At 60.0% G+C, this 19,486-nt stretch carries 21 protein-coding genes; 5 read left to right on the top strand and 16 right to left on the bottom strand.

Features of this window, described 5'->3' with window-relative positions; all coding sequences use genetic code 11:
• Nucleotides 1-5: 5 nt before the first annotated feature.
• The gene (gene recO / locus FHW37_RS08355; protein ID WP_145636005.1) at nt 6-746 is read right to left on the bottom strand and encodes a DNA repair protein RecO; all 741 of its coding nucleotides are present in this window, start codon (nt 744-746) and stop codon (nt 6-8) included.
• Nucleotides 747-937: 191 nt separating this feature from the next.
• Between recO and FHW37_RS08360 the strand changes: the two genes are divergently transcribed.
• Both FHW37_RS08360 and FHW37_RS08365 read left to right on the top strand, forming a co-directional pair.
• Nucleotides 938-1,333, top strand: a complete 396-nt coding sequence (locus FHW37_RS08360; RefSeq protein ID WP_145634914.1) for a hypothetical protein — start codon at nt 938-940, stop codon at nt 1,331-1,333.
• A 119-nt stretch (nt 1,334-1,452) separates the two neighbouring features.
• On the top strand, nt 1,453-2,367 hold the full coding sequence (locus tag FHW37_RS08365; protein ID WP_145634917.1) for an arginase family protein: 915 nt from the start codon (nt 1,453-1,455) through the stop codon (nt 2,365-2,367).
• A 36-nt stretch (nt 2,368-2,403) separates the two neighbouring features.
• Here FHW37_RS08365 and FHW37_RS08370 read toward each other — a convergent pair whose 3' ends face one another.
• The 8 genes from FHW37_RS08370 to FHW37_RS08405 form a co-directional block, all read right to left on the bottom strand.
• Nucleotides 2,404-2,919, bottom strand: coding sequence for a hypothetical protein (locus FHW37_RS08370; protein WP_145634920.1), 516 nt, complete (start codon nt 2,917-2,919; stop codon nt 2,404-2,406).
• A 211-nt stretch (nt 2,920-3,130) separates the two neighbouring features.
• Nucleotides 3,131-4,096, bottom strand: a complete 966-nt coding sequence (gene era / locus FHW37_RS08375; RefSeq protein ID WP_246690733.1) for a GTPase Era — start codon at nt 4,094-4,096, stop codon at nt 3,131-3,133.
• A gap of 159 nt (nt 4,097-4,255) precedes the next feature.
• Entirely contained in the window at nt 4,256-4,978 is a 723-nt protein-coding gene (rnc, locus tag FHW37_RS08380; RefSeq protein ID WP_145634922.1) for a ribonuclease III, read from the bottom strand.
• Entirely contained in the window at nt 4,975-5,724 is a 750-nt protein-coding gene (gene lepB, locus FHW37_RS08385; protein WP_145634925.1) for a signal peptidase I, read from the bottom strand. Before lepB ends, rnc begins: the two co-directional genes overlap by 4 nt.
• Nucleotides 5,725-5,850: 126 nt before the next feature.
• Nucleotides 5,851-6,270: a holo-ACP synthase gene (acpS, locus tag FHW37_RS08390; protein ID WP_145634928.1), complete on the bottom strand. Its 420-nt coding sequence runs from the start codon at nt 6,268-6,270 to the stop codon at nt 5,851-5,853.
• 13 nt (nt 6,271-6,283) lie between these two features.
• On the bottom strand, nt 6,284-6,862 hold the full coding sequence (locus tag FHW37_RS08395; protein ID WP_145634931.1) for a DUF2062 domain-containing protein: 579 nt from the start codon (nt 6,860-6,862) through the stop codon (nt 6,284-6,286).
• A 207-nt stretch (nt 6,863-7,069) separates the two neighbouring features.
• The gene (locus FHW37_RS08400) at nt 7,070-7,222 is read right to left on the bottom strand and encodes a DUF3563 family protein (RefSeq protein WP_145634934.1); all 153 of its coding nucleotides are present in this window, start codon (nt 7,220-7,222) and stop codon (nt 7,070-7,072) included.
• A gap of 284 nt (nt 7,223-7,506) precedes the next feature.
• On the bottom strand, nt 7,507-9,441 hold the full coding sequence (locus tag FHW37_RS08405; protein ID WP_145634937.1) for a methyl-accepting chemotaxis protein: 1,935 nt from the start codon (nt 9,439-9,441) through the stop codon (nt 7,507-7,509).
• Nucleotides 9,442-9,839: 398 nt separating this feature from the next.
• Here FHW37_RS08405 and FHW37_RS08410 point away from each other — a divergent pair, with 398 nt between their 5' ends.
• Nucleotides 9,840-10,883, top strand: coding sequence for an SMP-30/gluconolactonase/LRE family protein (locus FHW37_RS08410; protein WP_145634940.1), 1,044 nt, complete (start codon nt 9,840-9,842; stop codon nt 10,881-10,883).
• A gap of 274 nt (nt 10,884-11,157) precedes the next feature.
• Here FHW37_RS08410 and FHW37_RS08415 read toward each other — a convergent pair whose 3' ends face one another.
• Together FHW37_RS08415 and FHW37_RS08420 are read right to left on the bottom strand one after the other, a co-directional pair.
• A complete protein-coding gene (locus FHW37_RS08415; RefSeq protein WP_145634943.1) occupies nt 11,158-11,583 on the bottom strand; it encodes a GFA family protein in 426 nt (141 codons plus the stop codon).
• A gap of 32 nt (nt 11,584-11,615) precedes the next feature.
• The gene (locus FHW37_RS08420) at nt 11,616-12,248 is read right to left on the bottom strand and encodes a DapH/DapD/GlmU-related protein (RefSeq protein ID WP_145634946.1); all 633 of its coding nucleotides are present in this window, start codon (nt 12,246-12,248) and stop codon (nt 11,616-11,618) included.
• A 170-nt stretch (nt 12,249-12,418) separates the two neighbouring features.
• Between FHW37_RS08420 and FHW37_RS08425 the strand changes: the two genes are divergently transcribed.
• The gene (locus tag FHW37_RS08425; protein WP_145634949.1) at nt 12,419-13,009 is read left to right on the top strand and encodes a chloramphenicol phosphotransferase CPT family protein; all 591 of its coding nucleotides are present in this window, start codon (nt 12,419-12,421) and stop codon (nt 13,007-13,009) included.
• Here FHW37_RS08425 and FHW37_RS08430 read toward each other — a convergent pair.
• Entirely contained in the window at nt 13,000-15,243 is a 2,244-nt protein-coding gene (locus tag FHW37_RS08430) for a RelA/SpoT family protein (protein WP_145634951.1), read from the bottom strand. The two genes, FHW37_RS08425 and FHW37_RS08430, sit on opposite strands and share 10 nt — an antisense overlap.
• Before the next feature lie 207 nt (nt 15,244-15,450).
• Complete coding sequence (gene rpoZ, locus FHW37_RS08435) at nt 15,451-15,849, bottom strand: DNA-directed RNA polymerase subunit omega (protein ID WP_145634954.1); 399 nt, start codon at nt 15,847-15,849, stop codon at nt 15,451-15,453.
• Between the two features lie 307 nt (nt 15,850-16,156).
• Between rpoZ and FHW37_RS08440 the strand changes: the two genes are divergently transcribed.
• The gene (locus FHW37_RS08440) at nt 16,157-16,732 is read left to right on the top strand and encodes an NYN domain-containing protein (protein WP_145634957.1); all 576 of its coding nucleotides are present in this window, start codon (nt 16,157-16,159) and stop codon (nt 16,730-16,732) included.
• Nucleotides 16,733-16,821: 89 nt separating this feature from the next.
• Here the strand turns inward: FHW37_RS08440 and FHW37_RS08445 are convergent, their stop codons facing one another.
• The 3 genes from FHW37_RS08445 to dapA all read right to left on the bottom strand — a co-directional run bounded on the left by FHW37_RS08445 (nt 16,822) and on the right by dapA (nt 19,447).
• Nucleotides 16,822-17,799, bottom strand: a complete 978-nt coding sequence (locus tag FHW37_RS08445) for a lysylphosphatidylglycerol synthase transmembrane domain-containing protein (RefSeq protein WP_145634960.1) — start codon at nt 17,797-17,799, stop codon at nt 16,822-16,824.
• 163 nt (nt 17,800-17,962) lie between these two features.
• Nucleotides 17,963-18,439, bottom strand: coding sequence for an SsrA-binding protein SmpB (gene smpB, locus FHW37_RS08450; protein ID WP_145636010.1), 477 nt, complete (start codon nt 18,437-18,439; stop codon nt 17,963-17,965).
• A gap of 123 nt (nt 18,440-18,562) precedes the next feature.
• Nucleotides 18,563-19,447, bottom strand: coding sequence for a 4-hydroxy-tetrahydrodipicolinate synthase (gene dapA, locus FHW37_RS08455; protein ID WP_145634963.1), 885 nt, complete (start codon nt 19,445-19,447; stop codon nt 18,563-18,565).
• Nucleotides 19,448-19,486 lie beyond the last annotated feature (39 nt).

A 19,486-nucleotide genomic window follows, 5' to 3' on the forward strand; every position in this document is an offset into this window, starting at 1 on the left:
TCTGCTCATTCCGCCTGTTTCGAGACGGCTTTCAAGGCCGCCTGGACAAAACCGTCGCGGGAAGAACTTTCCGTCAGGCCGCGCGGTTCGTAGACGTGGCGGTTGAGGAAATAGCCGGTCAACCGGAACGCCTGAACCAGAGTGTCCCGGTCGACCACGGGCGGGCGCCCCTCCCCGAGAAAAGCAGGTAAAGCCAACATCCGGTCCGCATAGGGTGCGCCGGCCTCACGGCTGACGGCGCGGCCGGATTTCGGCGAGACATAGACGAGATCGTCGCGGCTGCCGGTGGCGGCACATTCGGTCAGGTCCAGCCCATAGCCGAGGTCGTTCAGCACGGCGAGTTCGAAACGGATGAAGAGCTGGCCGGCATCGGCGGGATCGTCCATGGCATCGAGAATGATGTCGAGCGCCTCGAACAAATGCGGGTGCGGATCACGCTCCGGCAAGAGGCGCAAGAGAGCGCCCATGGCCTGCACGCCGTAGACGGCCGTCGCCGTTTCCATCAGCTTGGCGGCACGCAGTTGCAGCGGCTCCAGCTTGAACTCGCCCATATGCTCGTCGAGCCTTGCCCGCCAGACCGCCTCGACACGATTGCCCGGCTGCAGGACCGGCTGCATGGAGCGTGAACGGCCCGAGCGCACGATGCCGAGATGCCGGCCGCGCTCACGCGTCATCAGCTCGGCGATGACACTCGTCTCGCCGTGGCGCCTGACACCGATGATGATTGCCTCGTCCTGCCACTGCATTGCTGGCCACTGCATTCCTGGATGAAGATCTTTTGAGAGTGATTCAGTTCTAGCCGATAAGTCATTCAGACTGAATCGCTTTTTCGAAAGCACCGCATCTGCTGGTGCAATACGACTATCTGTCGGCACGGCTGGAACAAATTGCCACTCTCGCGGATTTTCCCGCCGAAATAATGACGTCCGGAGAGACCATGAAACACGCCCTCCTCCTTGCCGCAGCCCTTGCCTCGGCCCTTCCCGTCACGCTGGTTACCGCCTCGCCGGCTGCAGCGCAATCGCCGCAGCTGGAACAGGCCTGCATGGCCGTCGCCAAGAATTTTCTGCTGATCCCGTCCATCAAGACCGGCATCGTGCAATCCTTTCCGGAACTCGATCCGCCCGGCGCGCGCCTGACCTATTCCACCCGCGAAGACGCCAAGCCGACCGATTTCAACAACGAGATTGATTGCGAATTCGACAAGGCAAGCCCGCCCTTTACCCTGTTGCGCTTCTGCATTTCCAAGACCTGTTACGGGCCGGGCGAGCAGGAACCGGACAATCGTCGCCGCTACCAGGAAGTGAAGGCGTTGATGGATCGGCACAAATAGGCTTTAGGCTGATTGATCGGATGGCCGGAATGAAGGTGCGCCCCGCAAAGTATCGCCATTCCGGCCTCTGACGAAATGTTCTAGGTTCCTGCCATCACCATCGGCAGGACGATCAGTGCATGACAGGACATACCGGTTTTCTTGGTTTTCCCGAAAAGCTTCCGGACGGCCAGAAGCCGCGCCTTGTGATCTTCGGTGCGCCTTACGGGACCGAGTATCAGGGCAAGGACAGCAGCGGTTATGCGACGGCTGCGGCAAAGATCCGGGCAGCAGTGGCAGAGGATGCCGCGCTGATCGAAAACTGGGATTTCGATCTCGGTGGCCCGCTGTTCAACGGACAGGTGCCGAGCTGCGTCGACACCGGTGATCTGCCTACACGTGTTCGTAACGATGAGGGCAACAGGGAATTGATCGCGGCGAAGACGCGGGAAATCCTCTCGGCGGGTGCTGTTCCGATCATGATCGGCGGCGATGATTCGACACCCATCCCCTTCTTCGCCGGTTTTGCCGAAAGTGATCCGGTCTGGATCCTGCAGATAGACGCGCATATCGACTGGCGCGAAGAGTTGCATGGCGGCGAGCGCTTCGGTTATTCGAGCCCGATGCGGCGGGCGAGCGAGATGGCGCATGTTGCCGGCATCGTGCAGGTCGGCATGCGCGGCCTCGGCAGTGCCCGTATCCAGGAAGTCGAGGATGCACGGCGTTATGGGGCGAAAATCGTCACGGCCCGCGAAATCCATGCGCAGGGGATCGACAGCGCCATCCGGCATATCCCACAAGGAGCAAGGATCGTTATCACGCTCGACTGTGACGGGCTCGACCCGAGCATCATGCCGGGCGTGGTCGCGCCGACGCCCGGCGGGCTGAGCTATACGCAGGTGATCGAGCTGATCGAAGCCGCAGCCGCGCGTGGCCGCATTGCCGGCTTCGATCTGGTCGAATTCCACACGCCTTCCGACATCGCCAACCTGACGGCGCTGACGGCTGCACGCATTCTCGTCAATGCGATCGGCCAGATCCTGAGGCAGGCCTGACAAAGGGCCATCATCGCTGAAAACAATGGGGAAAATTCAGAAATCGACCTTGCGGCCGAGCGCGTTGAGGGCGGAGGACAGGTAGCGGGCCGCGAGAGCATGGCGGCGGCTCTTGGCGATATTCAGGGCTTGCAGGCAATGGGATTCGAGCGGATCGCTCGGTCCAATTTCGTTACCGCGTTCCGCCGCAACGACGGAGCCGGTATAGATCGACGGCACGCCGGCGCCGTCACGCAGGCAGCGCCCCTGCCCCGTCACGGTAATCTTGCGACCATCCGGATGGGTGATGCCATAACTCTGATTGCAGGGCTCACCGGTAATAATGGTCTCGTGCAGCGCCTTGGCGACACGCTGAAGATCACCGTCATCGATATTCTTCAAGACCAGCTCGATCGGCGCACCGGATGCGAGCATGTGCGGATCGACGCCATAGACATAGGCGAAGACCTTATCGCTATAGACCTTGTTCTCCTGAACATTCCAGCTGAAGAAACCAATCGCGTCCGTCAGGCTGATGACTTCGACCGGTTGCGAACGAATCTGTTTTCTCATTCAGAGACCTCCCGAATTTCCCGACATTTGATCCGAATTCTGGAACAGGCAAGTTGCATAACCTTATCCATTATATCTTCGGGTTGCCCGGAGAGTTTATTTTAGTAATTACTGTTTGATGTGCAACAATCCTTTGTTGAAAACTTTGGGGCACTAAACCGGAACAACAAGCCCGGTCAGCTGCCCCAAAAAAATTCAGCTCTTCTAAAGCTCAGCCCTTTGGAAATTCGAGACCCATCTCGCGGAAGCGCTGCGGGTCGTCGCCCCAGTTTTCGCGCACCTTGACGAACAGGAAGAGGTGCACCGGCTGTTCGAGGATTTCCGACAGTTCCTTGCGGGAGGCGCTGGAGATCGACTTGATTGCGTCGCCGCCTTTGCCAAGCGCGATCTTCTTCTGGCTTTCACGCTCGACATAGATGACCTGCTCGATACGAACCGAGCCGTCCTTCTTCTCCTCCCACTTCTCCGTCTCGACATGCGAGGCGTAGGGAAGCTCCTGATGCAGGCGCAGAAAAAGCTTTTCGCGGGTGATTTCGGCGGCGAGCTGGCGCATCGGCAGGTCGGAGATCTGATCCTCCGGATAATACCAGGGGCCTTCCGGCAGTTCGCGGGCAAAATAATCCATCAGGTCTTCGCAGCCCGAACCGGTCGTTGCCGAGATCATGAAGGTGCGGACGAAGTTGACCTTTTCATTGGCGGCAGCGGCGAGCGCCAGAAGGTCCTCGCGCTTGACCTGGTCGATCTTGTTCAGAAGCAGGATCTTCGGCTGCTGCACTTCCTGCAGGCCTTCGAGGATCGCTTCCGCATCGCCACGCAGGCCGCGTTCGCTGTCGATCAGGAGCGCGATCATGTCGGCATCCTTGGCGCCGCCCCAGGCGCTGGTCACCATGGCGCGGTCGAGCCTGCGGCGCGGCTTGAAGATGCCGGGCGTGTCCATGAAGACGATCTGGGCATTGTCGTGGATCGCGATACCGCGCACAATGGCGCGCGTCGTCTGAACCTTGTGGCTGACGATCGAGACCTTGGCGCCGACGAGACGGTTGACCAGGGTGGACTTGCCGGCATTGGTCGGGCCGATCAGCGCCACGAAACCCGAATGGGTCGGGCCGGCTGCGACTGCGTCCGCATCATTCTCCACCTCTGCACCGCCCTCGGGAAGGTTTTCGTCTTCGATCATCGTATCCACTATCAATCCTGTCTCCGGGATCCGCCCCCGGATCCGTTTCAATGCCCTTTTCGCCGGCGCCAGAGCGGCATATCCGCTCCCGCGCTGACGCAGGCCTCATCTTCAACTGTGCTGCATATCACGTTCCGGCTGCGAAAGCGATTTTCAACCTTACGCTTCGCCGGCCTGCTTCTGCCAGACGCCTTCGCGTTCCAGCATCTTCGTCGCCGCCACCTGTTCGGCGGCACGCTTGGAGCGGTCGACACCGGTGGTCGGCGCCACGCCCTTGATTTCCACGGTCACCGTGAAGCGCGGGTCATGGTCAGGACCATGCCTGTCGTCGACACGGTAGGTCGGCGCATAACCGAATTTTGCATGCGCCCATTCCTGCAGCTCGGTCTTGGCATCGCGGCGGGCGCCGTCGGCACGCGTCGCACGCTCCTGCCAGTGGCGGGTGATGAAGGCGCGGGCGGCCTCGAGGCCGGCATCGAGGTAAAGCGCCGCGATCAGGCTTTCCACCACGTCGGCGCGCACGTTCATCATGCGCTTGCCGGTCAGTTTCTTGACATCGGCGCCGGTGCGGATGAAGCGATGCAGTTCCAGCTCGTCAGCCACCAGCGCGCAGCTTTCGGCGCTGACCAGCTGGTTCAGGCGCACGGAAAGCTCACCTTCGGGTGCAGAACGGAACGTGTTGAACAGCAGTTCGGCGACACAGAGGCCAAGGACCCGGTCGCCGAGAAATTCCAGCCGTTCATAGTTCGCGACCTTGGCCGAACCGGTGCTTGCATGGGTCAGCGCCCGGTCCAGCCATTGCTTTTCGGAAAAGGTATGGCCGATCGCCTTTTCAAGCTGGGCCTTCTCCTCGTCCGAAATCGTCGCCTTCACTTTTGTCATTGAACGCTCTTGAACAGACGATCCCAACGCATGTTGGTCGGCCACTTCCAGAATTCACGGAAGGACGTGTCATTGCCGAGCGAGAAGAAGATCACGCTGGCGCGGCCAACAAGGTTTTCAGCCGGCACGTAACCGACGTCGAAACGGCTGTCGAGCGAGTTGTCGCGGTTGTCACCCATGAAGAAATAGTGGTCCGGCGGAACGACGAATTCCTGGGTATTGTCGCCGCGCGAGACAGGCGACTGGTCGAGCGTGTCGTAGGTCACGCCATTGTCCAGCGTTTCGCGGAAGACCGGAACGTTGGCGCCCGGATCAAGACGGTAATCCGAGGTGAAGAAGCCGTCGGGCTGCTTGGGAACAGGCTGGCCGTTGATCAGCAGAATGCCGTTGGTGACCTGGATACGGTCGCCCGGAAGGCCGACGAGACGCTTGATATAATCGACATCCGGCTGCGGCGGCAGGCGGAAGACGATGACATCACCGCGCTTCGGCGGGCTGAATTCGAGGACACGGCCAGAAAACAGGTTCGGCGAGAAAGGCAGCGAATATTTCGAGAAGCCGTAAGCGAACTTGTTGACGAAGATGTAGTCGCCCACGAGAAGCGTCGGCATCATCGATCCGGACGGGATCGTGAAAGGCTGGAAGAGCACCGTGCGGATGACCATCGCCAGCAGCAGTGCCTGGATGATGACCTTGATATTTTCCCAAAGGGCATTTGGCTGCTTGGTCTCGGCTTTATCAGACACGTGTCAGTCTTTCTTTATCAACAAGGCCGGGCTTTCTCGGCAATTTGGGTGCTTTGTCTAAACCCTTCCCCAATCCGCGGCAATGGCTGATTGATTACGGTTTATCCATGAGTCAGGCGCGGGATATCAGGCTGTGGGCGAAGGCTCCAAGGCCGGCAGCGCCTCGATGATCACAAAGGCCTGGGCGTAGGGATATTCGTCGGTAATGGTGACATGGATGACCGGCTTGTGCCCTGCCGGCATCAATTCCGCCAGCCTTTCGCCGGCGCCGCCAGTCAGAACCATGGTCGGCTTGCCGCCGGGCAGGTTGACGACGCCCATGTCCTTCCAGAACACGCCATTGGCAAGGCCGGTGCCGAGCGCCTTGGAACAGGCCTCCTTGGCGGCAAAGCGCTTTGCATAGGATTCAGCCCGGTTCTTGCGGCGATCCGATTTGGCGCGCTCGATATCGGTGAAACAGCGCTGGGTGAACCGCTCGCCAAACCGTTCGAGGGATTTCTCCACCCGTCTGATGTCGATGAGATCGCTGCCGAGGCCGATGATCATGCGCTGCCCTTCTTCAAGCTTGCAGTTCCGTGCGCACTGACTTGAGCATTCCGGCCCGCGCCGTCAAGCGCTCCAGCCGGCGATTGCGGAAACTGCGAATGCCGAGATAGGTGACGAGATAAAAGGCGAGACCGCAGAGAATGCCCGGCGGCAGGGAGCCGATCAGCATCGGCTCAAGGATCGGACGCCAGAGCTGCGACAGGTCGAGATGGGCAAAAAGTGCGGCAAGATCGATATGCTTGGCCCCATCGACGCGATTGCCGAGCATGAATTCTCCGATCTCCCAGCTCAGCGGCCAGATGATCGGACAGGTCAGGGGATTTGCGAAAGCGGTGCCGAGCGCTGCGGCCACCATGCTGCCACCCAGAAGATAGGCAACCGGAATGGCAAAGAGGATATGCAGGCCGAGAAACGGCGTCCAGGCGCTGACGACGCCGATGGCAAGGCCGATGGCGACGGCATGCGGCGAGCCGCCGATACGCATCACCTTGAGCCTGTAATAGCCGAGCGCTCGCCGGAAACCTTTCCGGGGCACAAGGGCATGGCGCAGTTTCTGGCTGAAATTCAACGGTATGCGACGGCGAAAAGGCATGGCGGATCTGCTTGCAGGTCACGGCAGCAATTGCGGCGGTGACATTCATCCCGGCTGGTTACAATCAATCCGATAGCGGAAGCCGAAGATGATGGCAAAAATTGGCCCGACGTTCAGGCCTTCATGCCGAACCGCGATCCATAACGGCCCGGAACCCGGACCATTCCCCGGCAGCGCGTCAGCCGCGCCGCCCGTCATCAGCTATGATCAGAAGCTCTTGCGGAACATGCCGCGATCGACCTGGCGCATGCGGTATTCGAGGTCGATACGGTCACGGGCTTCGTTGAGGTAAGCCATTTCCCGGTCCTGAGCAGAAGGAACGCGGAGAGCGCGGGCCAGCTTGCGTACAGAGTTCAACATCGTCGTGTCTTTCGTTCGTTGTGTCGTCGTTATTGCGTTGCAACATAAGTAATACGAACGACCTGCCTTTACCAACGCCACAACAGATGGCCAGCCATGCACAGGATGCATGGCGTGGACAAAATGTCGCACTCGAAATAGGCATAACTGACTTCAAAAGCAGCAGTCGGTGGAATTTCAGACCCGCAGATATGAAAAAGCCGCAGATATCGACTGATATCCGCGGCTTCTGTCTTTTTCAGGTATCAAACGCCCCTGCCCTCAAGGGAAAAGGGCGGTGGACTTCAGAATTCCTGCCATTCGTTGCTGACGGCAGCGGCGGCCGAAGAACCACCGAAGGCGCTGGCGATCTTGCGGCCAAGTGCACGGGCCGGAGATGCGGCCGGTGCGTCACGGCGCTCGGCAGCGCGGACCGGCTGGGCATAGCCCTGAGACTGGCCAGACAGCTTGAACTGCGACAGGAGCTCGTTGAGAGCCGCTGCATCGCGGGCAAGACCGTGGCTGGCAGCAGTCGATTCCTCGACCATGGCCGCGTTCTTCTGGGTGTCCTGGTCCATCGTGTTGACGGCCGTGTTGATCTGCTGGAGGCCCGAAGACTGTTCCTGGGCAGATTCCACGATCGCGACGACGTGCCGGTTGATTTCCTGCACTTCGGCAACGATGGTTTCCAGCGCCCGGCCGGTCTCGCCGACCAGCTGCACACCGGAATTGACCTGCTCGTTCGAGGTGGTGATCAGTGCCTTGATTTCCTTGGCAGCGTTTGCCGAGCGCTGTGCGAGTTCGCGCACTTCCTGTGCAACGACCGCAAAGCCCTTGCCGGCTTCGCCTGCACGCGCGGCTTCGACACCGGCGTTCAGGGCAAGCAGGTTGGTCTGGAAGGCGATATCATCGATGACACCGATGATATTGCCGATCTCGCCGGAAGACTTTTCGATACCTTCCATGGCTGCAACGGCGCGGCGGACGACTTCGCCCGACTTTTCGGCACCGGTGCGGGCGCGGGCAACGAGAGCGCCGGCTTCCTGGGCGCGCTTGGTGGCGTCCTTAACGGTCGTGGTGATTTCTTCGAGGGCAGCGGCCGTCTCTTCGACGGAAGCGGCCTGCTGTTCGGTGCGCTTGGCAAGGTCGTCAGCAGCCGACTTGATCTCGGCAGAACCGGCTTCGATGCTGCGAGCGTTCTGGGCAACCTGTTCCAGAGCGGTCTGCAGCTTGCTGGCGGAGGCGTTGAAGTCGTTACGGACGCCATCCAGCGATGCGGTGAACGGCTGGGCGATGCGGTAGGACACATTGCCATCCGACAGGTGGCTCAAGCCTTCTGCCAGATTGTCGACCGCAAACTTGATCTCGCCGGCTTCGCGGGCCTTCTGGGCTTCGCGCTCGACGCGCTCCTGCTCGGACATGCTGCGATTGCTTTCGGCTTCGCGCTCCAGACGGGTACGCTCAAGGGCGTTGTCGCGGAAGATCGAGACGGCCTTGGCCATGTCGCCGACTTCGTCCTTGCGGTCGAGGCCATCGATGGCGGCTTCGGTCTGGCCGGCTGCGAGCGAGGCCATACGTTCACGCAGGCTTGCCATCGGGCCAGTAATGCCCTTCTGGGCGATCGTCAGGGCGATGACGACGGCAATGGCGATGCCGATCAGCATGCCGATGATGGCGAACTGGATGGTCGAGGACACTTCGGCAGACAGGCGCTCGGCGCCGTTCTTGATGATTTCCGCCATGGCGCCATTGTTGGCACCGAACTTCGGCGACAGGTCGACGATCGCCTTGTCGAGGGTTGCCGAAACCGCGGTGACCTTGGCTTCGTCGCCGGCAGAATGGGCCTGCAGCAGCTGATCACCCAGCGCCTTCATGCCGTCGAGACCGGCGATCAGCTCGTCGATCGCAGACTTGCGGCTCGGGACGATGGCCGGGATCTGGGCCAGACGGTCACGCGCGCCGGAAATTTCCTTGGTGAAGCGGCCGGCGAAATCCTTGAAGGCATCCGACTTCGGATCCTGCGCCAAAGCGCGGCTGAGCCAGGTGGTCGAGGTCCACAGGCCGGCGGCGCCACGCGGACCAAAGGTCGCGGCATTGCTCTCGTTCTGCAAGAAGCTGGAATATGACTGGTTGGCATCGCTGAAGCGCTGGGTCACGAACAGCAGGCCGGCAAGGGAGATGATACCAAGGACGGCAATCGCCATCAAAAACTTGGTTTTGATCTTCAGATTCTTCAACATTGAATAACCCTATGAAAACGCGGCAGAAACCGCTGGGTGCGGAGAGCGGACAAAGGGCAGTAGCCGCCAAGAGAGCGGTGCACATCATGCGCGCAGAGATCGAGATCGATCATGTTGCCTTGCACAATAGGTACGGGCGTTTGGATAAGAAAATCTTACACTTGCGCTAAAGACTTATGCTTTTGGTGACGTTTGCACCCTCTCGGGGCAGAGTTGGACCGGAATCGAGCGCCTTTTGGCGACGAACGCTTAACCATTGTGCCAAAAGAGCATGGCTTGCATGTTGCAGTGCGAAAGCCGCGCCCGCTATCTAGGCGCCGCGAGCCATGATTGCGGCTCCCCCGCGCCTTGCCGGGCAATCGATATGAAATCAGATCATCATCAAAGGGCTTTCACACGTGGATTTCTCACGCCGTAACCTCATGACGTTCTCTGCCGCAGCACTTGCGGCCAGTGCCGCCCCCAGGCTCGCTTCGGCGCAGGCCATTCCGTTCCAGCCAAGCCCGATCTATCCCGATCCGGCCATCCAGATCCTCGATCCGAGCTTCGCGAAATACCGCGTCGCCTCCTCCTCGCTCGTTCAGGTCGGCACCGGTTGCGCCTGGCTGGAAGGCCCGGTCTGGTTCGGTGATGGCCGTTACCTTCTGGTCAGCGACGTGCCGAACAACCGCGTCATGAAATATGACGAGACCAATGAGACGTTCAGCGTCTTCAACGCCAATTCCAACTATTCGAACGGCCATGCCCGCGACCAGCAGGGCCGCCTTCTCTCCTGCGAACACCTGACCCGCCGTGTCACCCGCACGGAATATGACGGCTCGATCACCGTGCTTGCCGACAATTACAAGGGCAAGAAGCTGAACTCGCCGAACGACATCGTCTGCAAGTCGGACGGTTCGATCTGGTTCACCGACCCGCCCTTCGGCATTGCCGGCGACTGGGAAGGCGACAAGGCGACCCCGGAACTGCCGCATTCCGTCTACCGCATTTCGCCGGAAGGCGCGCTGGAACTCGTCACCGACGAGCTGAAGGGCCCGAACGGCCTCGCCTTCTCCGAGGACGAAAAGAAGTTTTACGTCGTCGAAGGCCGCGCTGCGCCTTACCGCATCATCTGGTCCTATGACGTCGGCAAGGACGGCAAGACGCTGTCGAACAAGAAGGCGCTCGTCACCGCCGACGACAATGGCGGCATTGACGGTTTCCGCGTCGACGTCGACGGCAACCTGTGGTGCGGCTGGGGTTCCAGTGGTGCCGCCGGCGCCAAGCCGGAAGACCTGAACGGCGTCAAGATCTTCAACAAGGAAGGCAAGGCGATCGGCTTCATCAAGCTGCCGGAACGTTGCCCGAACCTCGTCTTCGGCGGCGTCAAGAAGAACCGCCTCTACATGGCAAGCTCGCATTCGGTCTACGCCATCTACGTCGAGACCCGCGGCGCGGTCTGATCGGCATCTTTGACGGATCCCAAAAGACAGCGGGCCGGAGGAAACTCCGGCCCGTTTTCATTTTATCGAGGCCGTTTCAGCGGATCTTCGCGACAGCCATGCCCAGCCGAAAAAATACCCCTCCCCACCCTCCCCACAAGGGGGAGGGCTTAAGCCGGACGATCCGCCGAGGTTCAGCTGAGGCAGGCGAGCGCCGCGAGTCTTCTCCCCCCTTGTGGGGGAGATGGCCGGCAGGCCAGAGAGGGTATTCCCATAATCGGAAGAAGAGAGGCTCTTACCTCGACGGTTCGAACTTCAACATGCCGGCAACCCGTGCCGCGGAGCCTGTATCCGACGGATGCACGACGCCATCCATCACTGGCACTTCGGCAAAATCGAAGGGGCTGACACCTTCAATGCAGGCAACGTTGATGCCGAACAGGCTCGGGTCGGAGCGGCGCTGGTGATGGGTGTAGATGCCGCAGGTCTTGCAGAAATAGTGTTTTGCCGTGCGGGTGTTGAATTCGTAGAGCGTCAGATTGTCCTCGCCCTGAACGAATTCCATATCCGCCAGCTTTGCCGAGACGGCGATTGCGCCGCGCATCCGGCAATAGGAACAGGTGCAGCGGCGGATCGTGTTGAATTCGTCGGCAAGGCGCACCCGTAGGCGGACAGTGCCGCAATGGCAGGCGACGTCATGTTGTTTTACGTCTTCGTTCATTACTCACTCCCCTCGCCTTTTCCAGAAACGCTTCAGGCCCAGCGCTCGCAAAAGGCCCCGATATCGCTCGACTGGAAATCGCCGAGCCTTGCCATGATGGTTTCGAACGGCCAGTTCCACCAGGCGATCGCCGCCAGCTTTTCCGCAACTTCGCGCGAAAACCGTTCGCGGATGAATTTTGCCGGAACGCCGCCGACGATCGTATAGGGCGCAACGTCCTTCGTCACCACGGCACCGGCTGCCAGCACGGCGCCGTCACCGACCGTCACGCCCGGCAGGACGATGACGCCATGGCCGATCCAGACATCGTTGCCGATGATGACGCGGTCATTCTTGCGGTCGGCGAAAAAGGCTTGGTCGCGCTCCGCCTCGGCCGAATAATATTCCGGGCAATAGGTGAAGCGGTGCATGGAGGGCCGGCCCATCGGATGGTTCGGCGCACCGATCCGCACCTCGGCGGCAATGGCGCAGAATTTCCCGATCGCCGCATTGCCGACCATGCAGCGCTGGCCGAGATAGGAATAATCGCCGAGTTCCGCCGTATTCAGCGAGGTATCCTCAAGGATTTCGCAGCATTGGCCGATCTCAGTATCCCGCAGGTGCACCGTAGGATGGATGACGGTCTCGGCAATCTTGGGGCGGTTTTCCTGGGTGGTCGCGTTCATGACAGGCTCTTGTTCTCGCAGGCTGCGGATTTCGGCCTGCCTAGCCGGGCATGGTGAAGGATATGTGACGGAGAAAGCGCCAAACGCGGCGATATTCCGCGACAGCCGGCAGCAGACACAGCCTTGTCATCTCGCTCCATTAGAGCGCCCGACGATAAGGGAGACAGGTCATGGCACAGGTGATTTTTCTGCACGGCGCTTCGAGCAGCGGCAAATCCACCATTGCCAGAACCCTTCAGCAACGCATCGAAAAACCCTTCTGGCACATATCGATCGATCATCTGCGTGATGCCGGCGTGCTTCCGACGGCACGTTTCAAAAACGGAGATTTTCGCTGGTCCGAAGCGCGCACAGCGTTTTTCGACGGGTTTCACGGTTCATTGAAGGCTTATGCCGATGCCGGCAACAACCTCATCCTCGAACACATCCTGGACAATGAAGCCTGGCTGCAAATGCTGGTGGACCTTTTTATCGGCCACGATGTCTTCTTCGTCGCAGTCCATTGCCCGCTCGAGCTTCTGATCGAACGGGAGGTCGCCCGGGGAGACAGACCGATCGGTAGCGCGAAACAGGATTACGAGACGATCCATCTCGGCAAGCGTTACGACATCGAGCTGCAATCCCTCGATGGCGCGGATGCAAATGTGGAAAAACTGCTGCTTGCATGGCGGAGCGGAAAGCGGTCTTCCAGCTTCACCCTGTCAGGCGATGACATTGTGCAGGTAGCCAAAATTCTCCAGCCGGCCGCGCCTCAGTCGTAAACGCGCTTCAGGTTCGAAACGCAGTCCAGTTCCTTCAGCTGCAGCAGCAGCTGGTTGAGCTGGCGCACATCCCAGACTTCGACTTCCATCTCGATCTCGGAGAAATCGGCGGCGCGGTTGCTGCCCATGGTGAGGCCACGAATGTTGATATCGAGGCCGGCAATGGTCTGCGCGACGGTCGCGAGCGTGCCGGGTTCGTTAATCGTGTTGATCTCGATCCGAGCCGGGAAACGCGACTTGTTGGCCTCGTCGAGATCCCAGCGCACGTCGATCCAGCGCTCCGGCTGGTCGTCGAAACGCTGCAGGGCCGACGCCTGGATCGGGTAGATGGTGATGCCCTTGTTCTTGTCCTCATCCATGATGCCGACGATGCGATCGCCGGGCACGGCGCCGGAGGGGGCAAAACGGACCTGGGTATTGGCCGAGAGGCCCCGGATCGGCATCGGCTCGATTGCGGCGTCACCGGCCACCTGGCCTGCCTCTGCCGCCTTCTGCTGGTTGGGCAGCTTGAACATCATGCCAGATGCGCTGCGCATGTTGAACCAGCCTTCGTCGGCAGACGGCTTTACCGTAACGCGCTCGTCCTTGTAATCGGGGAATACGGCGCGCAGCACGTCGAGCGAGGAAAGCTCGCCACGGCCGACGGCGGCGATCGCATCCTCGACATCCTTGTGGGCGAGACGGTGCAGAGCCGGTTTCAGCGCCTCGCGCGAAAACTGTTTTCCGGCGCGTTCGAACGTGCGCTCCAGAATGCGGTGGCCGAGGCCGGAATATTGCTTGCGGATCGCCATTCGGGTGGCGCGGCGGATGGCGGAACGCGCCTTGCCGGTCACAACGATCTCTTCCCATGCGGCGGGCGGCACCTGCACGCCGGAACGAATGATCTCCACCTCATCGCCATTGTTGAGGCGGGTGACGAGCGGCATGATGCGGCCGTTGATCTTGGCGCCGACCGTCGTGTCGCCGATATTGGTATGGACCGCATAAGCGAAGTCGATCGGGGTTGCGCCACGCGGCAGGGCGATCAGCTTGCCCTTCGGCGTGAAGCAGAAGACCTGATCCTGGAACAGTTCGAGCTTGGTATGCTCAAGGAATTCTTCCGGGTTGTCGCCTTCGGCAAGCGACTCGATCGTGTGGCGCAGCCAGGAATAGGCATTGCTTTCCTTCGGCAGCAGCTCATCGCCCTTCACCGTACCGCGGCCGTCCTTGTAGAGCGCATGCGCGGCAATGCCGTATTCGGCGATTTCCTGCATCATCTCGGTGCGGATCTGCAGCTCGATACGCTGGCGTGACGGGCCGACGATGGTCGTGTGGATCGAGCGGTAATCGTTCTGCTTCGGGTTTGAGATATAGTCCTTGAAGCGGCCGGGCACGACGCGCCAGCGGGTATGGACGATGCCAAGCGCGCTGTAGCAGGCGGACGTATTGCCGACGACAATGCGGAAACCGTAAAGATCCGAAAGCTGCTCGAAGGAGAGCGACTTCGACTGCATCTTTCGGAAGATCGAATAGGGCTTTTTCTGCCGGCCCTTGACGGAGGCGTCGGTCAGGCCGTTTGCGACTAGGAGCTCGCGCAACTCATCCTCGATCTTCTTGATCAGGCCCTCATTGCGGGCCGACAGATCGGCAAGCCGGCGGGTGACGGTCTCATAGGCTTCGGGGTTGATGTAGCGGAAGGACAGGTCCTCCAGCTCGTCGCGCATGTCCTGCATGCCCATGCGGCCGGCAAGCGGCGCATAGATATCCATCGTCTCTTCGGAAATGCGCGCCTTCTGCTCGGCCTTCATATGGTCGAGCGTGCGCATGTTGTGCAGGCGGTCGGCGAGCTTGACGAGGAGAACGCGGACATCGTCGGAAATGGCGAGAAGAAGCTTGCGCAGGTTTTCCGCCTGCTTGGCCTTTTTCGAAACGAGATCGAGCCGCTTCAGCTTGGTCAGGCCTTCGACGAGACGGCCGATATCCTCGCCGAACAGTTCGTCGATTTCCGCGCGCGTTGCGGTCGTGTCCTCGATCGTGTCATGCAGGAGGGCGACCGCGATGGTCGACTCGTCCAGATGCATGTCGGTGAGGATGGCTGCGACTTCGAGAGGGTGGGAAATGTAAGGGTCGCCGGAGGCGCGCTTCTGCTGGCCATGCTTCTGCATGGCGTAAACATAGGCCTTGTTGAGAAGAGCTTCGTTGGCGTCGGGCTTGTATTTCTGAACCCGCTCGACGAGCTCGTATTGTCTCATCATCCCTTGATTTGCCTCAAACCCGTTCCTGCTACACGCGGCGCCATCCACCGCAGCAGCACTGCCGATAAAATGAAAAATGGCGCGCCAACCATCCGATTAGCGCAGCCATCATAACGAAGACAACGAGATTAGGGCGAGAGAATGAACGATCTCTTGCCGGAATGCGATTGGTCTTTAAACACCAACCATTTCCGGCAATCGTCTCTCTTAGTAATCGTCGCTCTTTTCCGGCGGCACGAGGCCTTCGATGCCGGCCAGCAGATCTTCTTCCGACATCTGGTCGAAGGTCATCGGCTCCGGTGCATCTTCATCTTCCGAAGAGGCCGTCAGGACGCCGGCAATGGCGACCGAAGCCGGATCGGGCTCGGGCTCGTCAACTTCGACATGCTTCTGCAGCGAATGGATCAGGTCTTCCTTCAGGTCGTCCGGCGAAAGGGTTTCGTCGGCAATCTCGCGCAAGGCGACGACCGGATTCTTGTCATTGTCGCGGTCGATCGTGATCGAGGCGCCCTGGGAAATCTGGCGGGCACGGTGGCTCGCGAGCAGGACCAGCTCAAAACGGTTATCGACTTTGTCAATGCAATCTTCTACTGTGACACGGGCCATTGCCTGTCCTTTGCGGTCGGTTATTTCTGGAATTGATACGCCCGATACAGCCATTGCAAGCGAAATTCAAGCTCTTCCTGCCCTGGCCCATCATTCACTCTGGAGGAAGTCGAGTGGCGGGCCCTACGAAGGTGGATAGGCGCAACCATGCGATTCAACGAAAAGTTGCTTGGAGAAACACGAATCGTGCCATACATGACGTTAATATGAATAATTCTTAATTTAATGAATTATTCCTTGGGTTTCGGCTCAACTTTTCGTTTTGTTCGAGCAGCGGCCAAGCAGCTACAAAGGGGATGGAGAACATATGTTTGACCCGAGAGAGAAAATTGCTCTCTTCATCGACGGCGCCAATCTTTACGCAGCTTCGAAAAGCCTCGGCTTCGATATAGACTATCGCAAGCTTCTGAAGGCCTTCCAGAAGCGCGGCTATCTTCTCAGGGCCTACTATTATACGGCGCTGATCGAGGATCAGGAATATTCCTCCATTCGCCCATTGATCGACTGGCTCGACTACAATGGCTACAAGGTCGTGACCAAGCCCGCCAAGGAGTTCACGGACTCGCTCGGCCGTCGCAAGATCAAGGGCAATATGGATATCGAGCTGGCCATCGACGCCATGGAACAGTCGGAAACCTGCGATCATCTGGTGATCTTCTCCGGCGACGGCGATTTCACGACGCTGGTCGAGGCGCTGCAGCGCAAGGGCCGCAAGGTATCGGTCGTCTCGACCATGCAGACCCAGCCGCCGATGATCGCCGACGACCTGCGTCGCCAGGCCGACCATTTCATCGATCTGATGACGATCAAGGCCGAGATCGGCCGCGACGCTTCCGAGCGCCCGCCGCGCGCTGCCGAACCGGCGGAGCCGATCGAAACGTGATGATCGCGATCTGTCGATAGTTCGGACGAAAACCGAATAGATTACGCCGCCCTCATGAGCGATCATGGGGGCGGTTTTCGTTTCGGCCCTTATTCGGCCGGCGCCATCTCGCTTGTTACCGGCGGATGCGACGACGACCCGCTGGAAGACTTCGCTTTGCGCGCGCGGAACACCGCTTCGACGATGAGGGAAAGCGGCAGGCCGATGAAAAGCGGAATGAAGAAATAGATCACCCGGAAAGCGACAAGCGAGCCGATCGAGGCCTGATCGCCCATCACATGCCGGACCGTCGCTTCCAGCACGCCGAGACCACCCGGTGCATGGGTGATGAGAATGGCGTAATTGGCGAGCGTAAAGGCGGTGACGGCCTTGAGGTAGCTTACATCACCGCTGACGGCCATGACTTCGCGCAGGCAGGCAGACACGAGCGCGAAATTCACCGTGCCGATGACGACCTGGGCAAGCGCGATCCGCAAGGTCGGCATCTGGAACGACCAGGACCTGATCTTGAGCGGTGCACGGACGAAGGCGGCGAGTGCAAGGTAAAGGGCCGTGACAGCGAGAAGGCCGACACCGATTGCGATGACCATCGTGTCCGGGAGTTTCAACACCGAGGCGGCATCGCCCGGATTGATGATCATCACCACGCCGGTCAGTACGCCCATGCCGATGCCGACCGTGAAGCCCGAAAGAAGCACGATCTTCGCGACATCCTCTGTCGTCATGCCCCAATGGGCATAATAACGATAGCGCAGTGCGCCGCTGCTGAGGCCAGACAGGCCGACGCTCTGGCCGATCGAAAGCGCGATGAAGGAGGCAAGCGCGATCTTCGGATAGGCGAGATCGTTCTTCACGTAACGCACGCCAGCCCAGTCGAAACCGGTCAGGCAGACATAGGACCCAAAGGCAAAAAGCAGCGCCAGCAGGAGGTTCGTCAGCGGAATGGCGCGGAAGGATTTTATGACGTCATCGAGCGAATAGTCGCGAAACGTATGGTAGAGCAGGTAAGCGGCAGCGCCGAAGCCGACCACCAGCATCAGATAGGTAAAGACCTGCTTTTTCGTCATCGCCCGCTCGCAACCCAGATTTCAACGAAATCAAACGGATGGAGAGGGCGATTGGTTCCGAGAGGCGCTTAGTGCAAGCCAAGTCTCAGATTTTGTTGGTGACGGGCTGGCGCCGTATGTCTCAGCGCCAGATCAATGATGCGACGGAACTGCCAGGGCGATCTCACCCCGTCTTCAGCAACCGCGACTTCTGCCGGTTCCAGTCGCGTTCCTTCTCGGTCTCGCGCTTGTCGTGCAGCTTCTTGCCCTTGGCGAGTGCCAGCTCCAGCTTGGCGCGGCCCTTTTCGTTGAAATAGATTTTCAAGGGCACCAGCGTCATGCCCTCGCGGTTGATGCTGGTGCGCAGGCGGTTGATCTCGCGCTTGGAGAGCAGCAGCTTGCGGCGGCGGCGGGGCTCGTGGTTGAAGCGGTTGGCCTGCAGATATTCCGGCAGATGCGAATTGATCAGCCAGATTTCCTCGCCCTCGTCAGACGCATAGGATTCGGCGATATTCGCCTTGCCTTCGCGCAGCGATTTGACCTCGGTCCCGGTCAGAACCAGACCGGCCTCGTAGGTATCGATGATTTCATAGTTGAAGCGGGCCTTGCGGTTTTCCGCGACAATCTTGTTCACCGTGCGCTGGCTGCCTTTGGGGGCCATGAGACTAACTTTCATCCAAAACAAATCCCCGCCCATCGTGATGAGCGGGGTTCTGACATTATGTAATGCGGCCAGGGCCGAAAGTGAAGCGCCCGCCCCGTCTTGGGCAGAGCGCCAGAAAAATCAGTTCAGCAGGCCAGCATGGACCAGCGCCGCATCGATCGCCGCTTCCGTTGCCGGCTCGAGGCTGGAGATCAGCGGCGAGCGGACGGTGCGGCTCATGCCGCGCAGCTTGCTCAGGCCGTATTTTGCGCCGCAGAGGCCGGGCTCCATGAAGATTGCCTTGTGCAGCGGCATCAGGCGGTCCTGATATTCCAGCGCTTTGGCAAAATCGCCGGCCAGCGTCGCGGCCTGGAATTCGGCACAGAGGCGCGGTGCGACATTGGCCGTCACCGAGATGCAACCGATGCCGCCATGGGCGTTGAAGCCGAGTGCGGTCGCATCCTCGCCCGAAAGCTGGATGAAATCCGTGCCGCAGGTGATGCGCTGTTCGGAGACGCGCTCGATCTTGCCGGTCGCGTCCTTCACACCGACGATGTTCTTGTGCGCCTTGACGAGCGCGCCCATCGTTTCCGGCGACATGTCGATCACCGAACGCGGCGGGATGTTGTAGATGATGATCGGCAGTTTGGTCGCTTCGGCCACGGCCGAGAAATGCGCGATCAAACCCTTCTGGGTCGGCTTGTTATAATAGGGCGTGACGACGAGCAGCGCATCCGCACCGGCCTTTTCGGCATGCTGGGCAAGCTCGACGGCTTCGCGCGTATTGTTGGAGCCGGCACCGGCGATGACGGGAACCCGGCCCTTGGCCGCCTCGACGCAGAGTTCGACGACACGTTTGTGCTCGGCATGCGAAAGGGTCGGCGATTCACCGGTCGTACCGACCGGGACGACACCGGAGCTCCCCTCGCCGATCTGCCAATCGACATAGGCGCTGAAAGCGTCTTCATCCACTGCGCCGGCAGCGGTGAAAGGGGTAATGAGGGCGGGGATGGATCCCTTGAACATGCAAAACTCCCGAGAGGCCGCAGTCCATGCTTCGGCCGT

It is taken from the genome of Neorhizobium alkalisoli (assembly GCF_007829835.1).
GTDB lineage: Bacteria > Pseudomonadota > Alphaproteobacteria > Rhizobiales > Rhizobiaceae > Neorhizobium.

Excerpts from the sequence above, each read along its gene's own strand:
- FHW37_RS08430 (WP_145634951.1), bottom strand. The coding sequence starts at position 15,243 with ATGATGAGACAATACGAGCTCGTCGAGCGGGTTCAGAAATACAAGCCC.
- FHW37_RS08395 (WP_145634931.1), bottom strand. The coding sequence starts at position 6,862 with ATGCCTTTTCGCCGTCGCATACCGTTGAATTTCAGCCAGAAACTGCGC.
- FHW37_RS08360 (WP_145634914.1), top strand. The coding sequence starts at position 938 with ATGAAACACGCCCTCCTCCTTGCCGCAGCCCTTGCCTCGGCCCTTCCC.
- FHW37_RS08400 (WP_145634934.1), bottom strand. The coding sequence starts at position 7,222 with ATGTTGAACTCTGTACGCAAGCTGGCCCGCGCTCTCCGCGTTCCTTCT.
- FHW37_RS08415 (WP_145634943.1), bottom strand. The coding sequence starts at position 11,583 with ATGAACGAAGACGTAAAACAACATGACGTCGCCTGCCATTGCGGCACT.
- acpS (WP_145634928.1), bottom strand. The coding sequence starts at position 6,270 with ATGATCATCGGCCTCGGCAGCGATCTCATCGACATCAGACGGGTGGAG.
- FHW37_RS08365 (WP_145634917.1), top strand. The coding sequence starts at position 1,453 with ATGACAGGACATACCGGTTTTCTTGGTTTTCCCGAAAAGCTTCCGGAC.
- FHW37_RS08440 (WP_145634957.1), top strand. The coding sequence starts at position 16,157 with ATGTTTGACCCGAGAGAGAAAATTGCTCTCTTCATCGACGGCGCCAAT.
- dapA (WP_145634963.1), bottom strand. The coding sequence starts at position 19,447 with ATGTTCAAGGGATCCATCCCCGCCCTCATTACCCCTTTCACCGCTGCC.
- FHW37_RS08405 (WP_145634937.1), bottom strand. The coding sequence starts at position 9,441 with ATGTTGAAGAATCTGAAGATCAAAACCAAGTTTTTGATGGCGATTGCC.
- era (WP_246690733.1), bottom strand. The coding sequence starts at position 4,096 with ATGATCGAAGACGAAAACCTTCCCGAGGGCGGTGCAGAGGTGGAGAAT.
- rnc (WP_145634922.1), bottom strand. The coding sequence starts at position 4,978 with ATGACAAAAGTGAAGGCGACGATTTCGGACGAGGAGAAGGCCCAGCTT.
- rpoZ (WP_145634954.1), bottom strand. The coding sequence starts at position 15,849 with ATGGCCCGTGTCACAGTAGAAGATTGCATTGACAAAGTCGATAACCGT.
- FHW37_RS08425 (WP_145634949.1), top strand. The coding sequence starts at position 12,419 with ATGGCACAGGTGATTTTTCTGCACGGCGCTTCGAGCAGCGGCAAATCC.
- FHW37_RS08420 (WP_145634946.1), bottom strand. The coding sequence starts at position 12,248 with ATGAACGCGACCACCCAGGAAAACCGCCCCAAGATTGCCGAGACCGTC.
- smpB (WP_145636010.1), bottom strand. The coding sequence starts at position 18,439 with ATGGCCCCCAAAGGCAGCCAGCGCACGGTGAACAAGATTGTCGCGGAA.
- FHW37_RS08445 (WP_145634960.1), bottom strand. The coding sequence starts at position 17,799 with ATGACGAAAAAGCAGGTCTTTACCTATCTGATGCTGGTGGTCGGCTTC.
- recO (WP_145636005.1), bottom strand. The coding sequence starts at position 746 with ATGCAGTGGCAGGACGAGGCAATCATCATCGGTGTCAGGCGCCACGGC.
- FHW37_RS08370 (WP_145634920.1), bottom strand. The coding sequence starts at position 2,919 with ATGAGAAAACAGATTCGTTCGCAACCGGTCGAAGTCATCAGCCTGACG.